This is a genomic window from Candidatus Melainabacteria bacterium RIFOXYA2_FULL_32_9, from assembly GCA_001784615.1.
In the GTDB taxonomy this organism is placed as follows: domain Bacteria; phylum Cyanobacteriota; class Vampirovibrionia; order Gastranaerophilales; family UBA9579; genus UBA9579.
In genome coordinates, this window is the sequence record MFRQ01000072.1 from 1 (window position 1) to 9,735 (window position 9,735).

At 33.6% G+C, this 9,735-nt stretch carries 8 protein-coding genes and 2 tRNA genes; 2 read left to right on the forward strand and 8 right to left on the reverse strand.

Annotated features, from left to right (window positions below; genetic code table 11):
• Window positions 1-110: 110 nt before the first annotated feature.
• From A2255_02935 to A2255_02945, 3 genes are all read right to left on the reverse strand, one after another.
• Window positions 111-1,004, reverse strand: a complete 894-nt coding sequence (locus tag A2255_02935) for a hypothetical protein (protein OGI21035.1) — start codon at window positions 1,002-1,004, stop codon at window positions 111-113.
• Window positions 1,005-1,182: 178 nt separating this feature from the next.
• Window positions 1,183-1,256: transfer RNA gene (locus tag A2255_02940), tRNA-Arg, on the reverse strand.
• A gap of 62 nt (window positions 1,257-1,318) precedes the next feature.
• Window positions 1,319-1,409: transfer RNA gene (locus tag A2255_02945), tRNA-Ser, on the reverse strand.
• Between the two features lie 194 nt (window positions 1,410-1,603).
• Between A2255_02945 and A2255_02950 the strand changes: the two genes are divergently transcribed.
• Together A2255_02950 and A2255_02955 are read left to right on the forward strand one after the other, a co-directional pair.
• Window positions 1,604-2,236, forward strand: a complete 633-nt coding sequence (locus A2255_02950; protein OGI21036.1) for a hypothetical protein — start codon at window positions 1,604-1,606, stop codon at window positions 2,234-2,236.
• Window positions 2,237-2,345: 109 nt separating this feature from the next.
• Window positions 2,346-2,606 carry a hypothetical protein gene (locus A2255_02955; GenBank protein OGI21037.1) on the forward strand — a complete coding sequence of 87 codons (261 nt, stop codon included), beginning with the start codon at window positions 2,346-2,348 and terminating at the stop codon, window positions 2,604-2,606.
• Here the strand turns inward: A2255_02955 and A2255_02960 are convergent, their stop codons facing one another.
• From A2255_02960 to A2255_02980, 5 genes are all read right to left on the reverse strand, one after another.
• Window positions 2,607-3,776 carry a hypothetical protein gene (locus A2255_02960; GenBank protein OGI21038.1) on the reverse strand — a complete coding sequence of 390 codons (1,170 nt, stop codon included), beginning with the start codon at window positions 3,774-3,776 and terminating at the stop codon, window positions 2,607-2,609.
• Complete coding sequence (locus A2255_02965; GenBank protein ID OGI21039.1) at window positions 3,769-4,623, reverse strand: shikimate dehydrogenase; 855 nt, start codon at window positions 4,621-4,623, stop codon at window positions 3,769-3,771. The genes A2255_02960 and A2255_02965 overlap by 8 nt, the downstream gene beginning before the upstream one ends.
• On the reverse strand, window positions 4,620-6,899 hold the full coding sequence (locus A2255_02970) for a DNA topoisomerase I (GenBank protein ID OGI21040.1): 2,280 nt from the start codon (window positions 6,897-6,899) through the stop codon (window positions 4,620-4,622). The genes A2255_02965 and A2255_02970 overlap by 4 nt, the downstream gene beginning before the upstream one ends.
• Before the next feature lie 11 nt (window positions 6,900-6,910).
• Window positions 6,911-8,011 (reverse strand): DNA protecting protein DprA, encoded by a 1,101-nt coding sequence (locus A2255_02975; GenBank protein OGI21041.1) that lies wholly within the window; start codon window positions 8,009-8,011, stop codon window positions 6,911-6,913.
• A gap of 120 nt (window positions 8,012-8,131) precedes the next feature.
• A complete protein-coding gene (locus tag A2255_02980) occupies window positions 8,132-9,484 on the reverse strand; it encodes an N-ethylammeline chlorohydrolase (protein OGI21042.1) in 1,353 nt (450 codons plus the stop codon).
• Window positions 9,485-9,735 lie beyond the last annotated feature (251 nt).

Genomic DNA, 9,735 nt, shown 5'->3' on the forward strand with positions numbered 1-9,735 from the left:
ATCGTTCGCTATTGAATCAATGATATTAATTTTAGCCTTTTTATTCACCGTACAAGTCTTCTAGTCTTTTACACTAAAAACATTGTACGAGATTGATAATAAGATGCAAACTAAAATACTGAGGAAATTGTCTTATTTTTAAATTTGGTAATATTGTTTCGAAATAAAAGTTCTATAGTATCAGTAGGTCCACTTCTGTGTTTGGCTATTATCAGTTCTGCCAAACCTTTTATGTTAAAATTATCGGGTTCATAATATTCTTTTCTATAAATAAAAACAATTATATCTGCAACTTGTTCAATAGCACCACTTTCACTCAAGTCTATTAGAGTAGGTCTTTTATTTGTCCTGGTTTCTACTGCTCTAGAAATTTGCGAAGAAACAACAATAGGTATGTTTAGCTCTCTAGCTAATATTTTCAATTTCCTTGCTATTTCAGTCATTCCCCAAATTCTATCAGCTCCCTGCTCCACATCCATTAATTGAAGATAATCAATAATCACAAGGTCTAATGAGCCATGTTCTTCGATCATTTTTTTACACTCATTTTCAACCTCTAATACACTTAATCGGGCAGATGTATTTATACACAAATTAGATTCTGCGAATGATTCCATTGCTTTTGTCAATCGTTCCCAATCTTCACGCTGCATATGAACAGTTTTAAGTCTCATTGTATCAACTTCAGCTTCTATGCACAGTAATCGGCTAACTACTTGTTCATTTGAAGACTCTGTACTAAATAAAAGAACATTTTTCTTATTTTTCAAAGCTGATTCAAGCGCTATGTTATAACAAAATGAAGTTTTTCCCATAGAAGGTCTAGAAGCTACAACTATTAAATCAGAAGGAAGAAAACCTGATAGTATATTATCTAAATCATAAAAACCACTTGAAAGTCCTTTTGTATGTTCGCAATTATTATACTGACTTTCTATTTGCTCGTATGCGGTGCCTATTAATTCTCTAATAGGTGTAAAGTTGCTATCTTTTTCATCTGTCATATCTTACTCCTTATTTCTTTTCCCCATATGTTTTTATCCTAGTTAAATTTAATGTTTAGTCCGTAGTCCGTAGGGTGCGCAATGCGCACCGAAATACACAAAAATCATATACATACATAATAAATAAAGCTCAACGGTATGTCGAGCTTCTATGAAATATACAAATTAAATTTATATTTACGCCTGGAGGGATTCGAACCCCCGACCTTTTGGTTCGTAGCCAAACACTCTATCCAGCTGAGCTACAGGCGCATTTATCTGATTTTAAACACTAAAAGCGAATTTTCTTCGCTTCTTAATTGGGTATAAAAAAACGGAGAGGGTGGGATTCGAACCCACGGTGCAGCTTTTGACCACACAACTTCTTAGCAGGAAGCCGCCTTCGACCGACTCGGCCACCTCTCCATATTTACTTTTTTAGTCTAACATGAACTTTATCTTATGTTCAAGAGTATTTTCTTTCTTTTCCTATTTTTTAGACGCTTAACAATTTTTAATGTTTCTTGTTAAAATAGCAATTATCATTTTCTTTTTGTTTTTATAAAAATGGAAGGATCTGTATTAATTTAACGAAAAATTTATAGGGAGGAAGTGAAATAATGTATGGAATTGGAATGGGATATGGTCCTATGTCAGGGTATCAACAACAAGCTGCTCAATCAACAGTTAATCAGCAAAAAGGGTCTATAGTATCACCATTGTTGCTTGCTGGTGGCACTTACGGTTTATATAAATTTGCAAAATCAGGTACGGGTAAGCTTTATACAGATATTATCAAATCAGGACTCAAGGAACATAATACTAGAGCTGCATTAGGTTTAGTTGGCAGTGATATGTCTACACATCTTAAAGCTGCCAAATCGTTAGGAGGTATAAGATTATCAAATCTAATGTCTGCAGGAAAAGCAAATGCTGGTCTAATTAAATCAGCTTATGATGCAGGAGTGCACTCTGGTGGTGGTGCTTTCTCAGGTTTAAAATCCGCAGCAAGTGCTGGTAATAGTATTATGAAAGAAGGCTTTACTAAAGCAGCTACCAAGTCGGGTATATTGGGCAAAGTGGCAGGTTGGTTTGCCAAAGGACCAACAGCACTAAAGGTGGCAGGTGCAGCAATAGGTTTATTTGTCGCATATAAAGGTATAAAAGGGTCAAAACAACCAGAAATGTCTCAGGCAAATCCTTATAATGTACCTATGGTGCCTGGACTAAGGCCGTATAATATGGGTTACTAAAGTCTAAGCATTTTTAATAAGAAAAGGGAATTTTAAATAGTTCCCTTTTCTGTTGTTAAAATTTCTAATTAATTATAATATTTATGTGAATTAATAAGAGGAAAAAATTATGGAAAAAGTAACTATATTAGGGGTCTTACTTGCCAATAGAACAGTAACATCTCCTTGCTTTCAGGAAATAATCTCAAAACATGGTTGTAATATTAAAACCAGAATAGGTCTTCACACCGTTTCTGATGGTAAATGTTCAACAGATGGCGTTATTTTACTTGAAACAATTGGTACAGATGAAGAGATAGAGAGCCTTGCAAAAGATATAGAAGCTATTCCTGACGCTCAAGTTCAAAGAATGTCATTTAATATAAGATAATTAAGAATATTCCTTAGGAATATAAGCTGTTGAGACAGCTCCAAGAATGGGAATAAAAGCTATTACTGTTAATACAGTTGCAATTCCATATTTGGTTGCTAAAAAACCAATTGGTGACAGCAGCAAACCTGCAATACCCCAGCTAAATCCCCCTATAATTCCTGAAACCAGGCCAGCGTTTTCAGGGATTGCTGTTTGTCCTATTACGAGATTAACAGATGTGGACGACATAATTAAAAAACCTGCCAAAACGAATAAAATAAAGGATATAATAGGTAAATTTTGAAGTAAAAGTAATGATCCTAATAAACAAGGAATTGCAGGAATAAGGGATATAACCATTATTGTTCTTCTATCAATAGTATCACTTAATCTTCCACCAATATAAGAAGCTATTCCTCCTAAAAATGAGAATAATCCAATAAGTGTTCCTATAAATATTACTGATATATTATATTTTGTCCATAAAAAAGGCATAAATACATCAAAACTTGCTACTACTATAGATCTTATAACTGCTATAAAAAGTAAAATAAACAAGATTCTTTTTAAGCTGAATAATTTTGCAAAGTTAATTTCTTTTCTGGGATGATGATCTGTTTTGATATATCTTTTTGGAACCATTGTATACAGACAATATAAGATAATTATTCCAGGAATAATAGCATAAACTGTTGATTGTAGACCAAAATTTTCTACCAGAATCGAGGAGAGGAAAGGGCCAAGTGCAAATCCGATTGTTCCAAAAGCAGTAAAAGCACCCATATATTTATTTATCTTTATGCCGCTATAATGTCCTGCGTAAGACGTTGCTTGAGGGTGAAATAAGCCTACTCCCATGCTGCCTAGAAAAATTACTGTCCCAAGTGTCCATATATTGGTGGTAAGACCTGTTAGGCTTATAAATATTGCTGAAAATATTATCCCCCAGATAATAAAAAATCTTCTATTAATCATATCTGAAACATAGCCAAAAAGAGGCTGCAAAATAGAAGATGCAAGGCTCGAAATGGCATGTAAAAGTCCTACAATTGCAAGAGATAATCCCAGTTTAATTGCAATTAACGGCATAATAGGCAGTATAAAACCGCCGTAAGCATCGCTAATTAAATGTCCTATAGAGAGAACACCTACAGCTTTTTTATTAGGTTGATGTTCTATGCTATTCACTTTTCAAGCTCTTTAATACTGCTTCTCTCATTACTTCAACAGGAGCTTCCTGGTCTATCCATAATGATAAGGCTTTAGCCCCTTGTAAAATTAGCATTTCAAGACCATCTAATGTATATAAACCATGCTCTTTAGCATATTGTATTAATTTTGTCTCTCTGGGTTTATAAATCAGATCATAAACAATAGTATTTTCGGCAAGTCCTTCAACAGTTTTCTTGTTAATAGGGGAAATGCCCTCGTTTATTCCTTGCATGCCAATTGGAGTTGTATTTACAACTATCGAGGCATAGCTTAAATCAGCAAACTCGTTAAATTCCTTTATTTTTACTTTTATTTCAGGAAAACCCTCAAGTATTACATCTTGTATTATGTTAGCTTTTTCAGGATTTCTTGCGTAAAAAGTAATCTCATTTATTCCTATCGTAGAGAGTCCAATAGCTACAGCTCTTGCTGCACCACCGGCTCCTAGAATAGCTGCTTTTTTGGATTTTAAATTTTCTTTTAAATCTTCAGGAATGGATTCAATAAAGCCGTCTATATCTGTGTTATAACCATATAAATCTTTATTTTCCGAAATGATAACAGTATTAACTGCTCCTGCTAGATTTGCATATTCATCCACTTCATTTAAAAGAGGAACAATCCACACTTTAAGTGGGATTGTTACATTAAAACCTCTAAATCCTTGAACTTTAAGATATTTTATTCTGTTAATAAGTTCTTCCGGGGGAGTCTCAAGGACAGCATAATCCCCTTCTATTCCAAGATAATCTAGGGCAGCTTTATGCATTACAGGAGATAAGGTATGTCCAAGGGGGTACCCTATTATCCCAAGCTTAATCATGATTGAGAAGAATTCTCAACAGCTTGTTGATACTTACATTCTTTTGATGAACAAGCTATTTTATTACCTGCTTTAGAAACTTTAGTTACTAGCATTGAACCACATTCAGGGCATTTATCACCTGTTGGTTCATTCCATAAGGCAAAAGTACAATCCGGGTATTTGCTACATCCATAAAATATCTTGCCATATCTGGATTTTTTCTGAACAATTTCACCAGCACAATTTTCTTGTGGGCAATTTACGCCTGTTTTCTTGATTAATTTCTTTCTTGTTTTACAAGAATCATTAGTGCAGGCAAGGTATTCACCGTATGGGCCATATTTGATTACCATAGGAGAACTACATTTTTCACAAATTTCGTCAGATGGTTTATCTTCAGGAACAGGTTTTTGATCTTTAGTTAATGGCATTGTAGTTTTACATTCCGGGTATCCACTACAACCAAGGAATTGAGATCCCCATCTACTGCTTTTAAGAGCCATAGGTTTACCGCAGTTTGTGCAATTATGTTCAGTTAAAATAGAGACTTTTTCCATCTCTTCCTTGGCTTTTTTTAGAACTTCTGCGAATGGTCCATAGAAATTACCAATAATTTGTTGCCATACAACAGCATTTTCTGCTATATCATCAAGCTTTGTTTCCATATCTGCCGTAAAACTAGCATCAACAATATTTGGAAAATGTTTAACAAGCAGTTCATTTACAGTTTTGCCAAGAGCAGTTGGAGCTAAAGTTTTTTCTTCTTTAATTACATAGCCTCTATCTTGTATTGTAGCTATGGTTGGAGCATATGTACTTGGTCTTCCAACGCCAACTTCTTCAAGAGTTTTTACTAGAGTTGCTTCTGAAAACCTTGGTGGTGGTTGAGTAAAATGTTGTTTTGGATCAATTTTCTTAAGTTTAAGCACATCTCCTTTTGTTAATTCGGGTATGGCTTTAGATTTTTCATCTTCTTCTCTGTCATCATAAACAATTAAGAATCCATCAAAAACGATCTTGCTGCTGCTGGCTCTGAAAGTATAATTTTCAGCTTCAATTTCAGCACTAATGGTTTTAACAGAGGCGCTTTCCATCTGGCTTGCCACAAATCTTTCCCAGATAAGTTTGTAAAGCCTATACTGTTCAGATGAGAGGTATTGTTTTATGGATTCAGGAGATTTATCTATGTAAGTAGGTCTTATAGCTTCGTGAGCATCCTGAGTATTTTTGCTTTTTTTAATGTAAACTCTTGGAGTTTCAGGATAATAGTTTTTACCATAATGGCCTACAATATATTCCTTAGCTGAATCTTTGGCTTCATCTGAGATACGAGTACTGTCAGTTCTCATATAAGTAATTAAACCTACAGGACCACTTGAACCCATATCTATGCCTTCATACAACTTTTGAGCTATTTGCATAGTTTTCTTTACGCTATAACCAAGCCTTGTACTTGCTTCTCTTTGGATAGTACTTGTGATAAATGGGGCCTGTGGATTTCTCTTGGATTCTCTGTTTGTAACTTTAGCTACTTTAAATTCAGCATCATTAACTGTATTAACAACTTTTGTTGCTTCTTCTTCATTATTTATCTCAATTTTTTCACCATTAAATTTGGTTAATTCTGCAACAAAAGAATTTGTTGATTTAGGTTTTGCTAATTCCGCACCTATTGTCCAATATTCCTTTGGAACAAAAGCTTCTATTTCTTTTTCTCTATCACAAATTAACCTAACAGCAACACTTTGTACTCTACCTGCTGATAAGCCTTTTCCTACTTTTTGCCAGAGAATAGGGCTAATTTTATAACCGACGAGTCTATCTAAAATTCTTCTGGTCTGCTGCGCATTGACTTTATTCATATCAATTGCACGAGGATTTTTCACAGCATCTAATATGGCTGTTTTTGTTATTTCGTTAAACTCAATTCTATATATAGATTCTTTAGGCTTATCCAGAATGGACTGAATATGCCAAGCGATAGCTTCTCCTTCCCTGTCAGGGTCGGGAGCCAGATAGATATTATCTGCTTCTTTTGCTGCTTCGCTTAATTCTTTGACTACTTTATCTTTACCCGGCATGATTTCATATACCGGTTCAAAGTTATTTTTCACATCTACTCCGAGAACTTTTGCCGGTAAGTCTCTTATATGTCCTACAGATGCTTTAATCTGATAATCGTCGCCAAGAATTTTTTTAATAGTTTTTGCCTTTGCAGGAGACTCAACTATTACCAGGTATTTGCCTGATGATTTTTTTTCTCCTGTATCTTTTTTCTTAGTAGTTTTAGCCATTTCAAACCCATTTACGATAAAACACTTATATATTTCTGACCCGGTAATTGCTTTATTAGGCCGTTTAATTCTAAAGATGTTAAATTAATCATTAATTCTTGAGTATTTAGTTGTGATTTATTTAATATCTCATCAAATGTAATTGGTTCTAAACTTAAAATTTCGTATATTTTTCTCTCATTGTCAAGAAGATGTATTTTTAAACTTTTCTGATTATTCTCCGTATTTACATCATAGTGCCAGTTTAGGTAATCAAAAATATCTTTTGCATTTGTAACTACACCTGCACCATTTTTAATAAGTTGATGTATACCTTCTGTATTAGGATTTGTTATTAACCCTGGAATGCACATTAATTCTCTATTCTGCTCGAGACACAAATTTGCCGTAATTAGTGCTCCACTTTTTAGACCTGCTTCTGCGATTAAAGTTCCCTTGGATAAGGCACTAACTATTCTATTTCTTACAGGAAATTTCCAGGGTTCAGGTTCTTCGCTCGGATAATATTCGCTGATCACTGCACCGTTACCATTTATAATTTCTTGGAAAAGGTCTTTATTCTTCTTAGGATAAATATGGTCGAGTCCTGATCCAAGAACTGCAATAGTTTTTAAATTATTTTTTAGTGCTGCTTTATGAGCGCAGGAATCTACTCCTAAAGCCATGCCACTTACAATTGTAATATCTGTTCCTCGGATTTCGTCAATGATCTTATTAAGAATTTCAAGTATGTAATGGCTGGCTTTACGGCTTCCTACAATGGCTAAAGTCTTATCCAGATTACAGACTTCTAAATTGCCTTTAATAAATAATATTGCCGGTGGGTCAGGAATTTGTCTCAATAAATAGGGATAATCTTCATCTTGCAGTGTTAGAACTTTAATATCCCTTTTATATATTTCCTCAAGTAATTTATCAGGATTAATGGCTTTTCTTGCTTCAATAAAATTTTGAACCCTATTATATCTTAAGCCTTCTATTCTCAATAAATCAGCATTTGAAGCTAACCATGCTTCTTTTATTGAGCCAAAGTGTTCCCAGACTTTTTTTATAAATCTGCTTCCTATAGAATTTACTTTGGAAAATGCCAGCCAGTACTTAAGATCACTCATGAAAAAATTCCTGAATAAACACCCTCACCTAATAAAAAATAGTAAATGAATTTACTAAATTGCTATCATAATAGCATAACAATTTTAAAAAACTTGTATTGTAAAGAGAAATTTTACTGCTTAATTAGCTGTAGAAAGAATAGTTTTAGCTCTTTTTAGTAATTTACCTATTTCTTGCTTACTGTTTTCAAGAATTTCTTCTTTATTAAGTGTTAAGAGCTTTTTATTATTCATAACTATACTGCCGTCGATAATAACTGTTTCTACATCAGAGCTTTTTGAAGCGTAAACTATTTTTGTAGCCGGATCAACTTCTTCAGAGTGCCAGGAATGGAAGTCGTTTTCCAGATTCATAATAATTAAGTCTGCTTTTTTGCCTTCTTCAATGCTGCCTATTTCATGATCTAACCCAAGAGCTTTTGCTCCTTCTATTGTGGCCAGTTCAAGATATTTATGAGCTTCAATAGCGCCGGGTCTATTTAATACATTTTGCAGAAGTGCAGTTGTTCTAATTTCATGAAGCATATCAAGGTTGTTGCTACAAGGTGCTCCATCAGCTCCAATTGAAACGTTTATTCCTTCATTAAGTAACCTTGTAAGATTTAAAGTTCCTGAACCCAGTTTGAAATTGGAAGAAGGACAATGGAGTACTTTAACTCCTTTTTCTTTCATTAATTTTATATCACTTGCATCTACCCATACGCAGTGAGCAGCAAGGAATTTTTCATTTAAAAGCCCAATTTTGTTGAAATATTCAAATTCCCTCATTTCTTTTAGGTTAATAACTTCCTGTCCTTCATTTTTATTTTCATAAGCGTGGGTATGAACAGGAATATTGTAAATATCAGAAAGTTCTTTAACCTGATAAAATAATTCATCTGTACAGGATAGAATAAATCTTGGAGCAAAAGCATAGTTAATTCGATTATTTTCAGCTCCCTGCCACTGTTTAAAAAGTTTTAGGCTTTCTTCTATAGAATTTCCAGTAGTTTCCAGGATATTTTTAGGAACCCCAATACCGTTGTTCATCATAGCTTTTCCAGCAAAAGCTCTCAGGCCTGATTTTGCAATGGCTTCAAAAATTTTATCCGTATGATTTACCCCGCCCATATCGAGAATAGTGGTTGTTCCTCCTGAAATTAGTTCACCTATTCCTAATAGAGATGAGTAATAAGTGGAATTTTCATCATGAGCAGCCTCATAAGGCCAGATTTTTTCTCTTAACCAATTGAGTAGTTCTCTATTTTCAGCCAATCCACGAAATAATGTCTGGCATAAATGAATATGTGTTTGTACAAACCCGGGAAGAATGATTTTATTTTTTGCATCAATGATCTTATCTGCACTAACGCCAATATTAGTACCAATTCTAGATATTTTATTATCTTCAATAAGGATATCAGCACCATATAAGATATCTTTATCAGGATTTATAGTTATTATCGTTGCATTTTTGATTAAAAGTTTTGCCATAATATTAATTTTTATTTTTCTAACCAAGCCCTCGATATTATAACCCTAAGTTTAAATATTGATAAATTAATTTCTAGAATAATTTACAAATAGTTTAATCTGTCTTAATAGAGAAAGAACGTTGAATAACTTTATTGTATAGTTATAATAGTTTAATACTGGGTAAATGGAATCGTATTTAAGTTTATTATGTTAAATGCAAAAAAATATTTTACATTTTATTTGTTGATTTGCTTCATTTATTTCTCTTT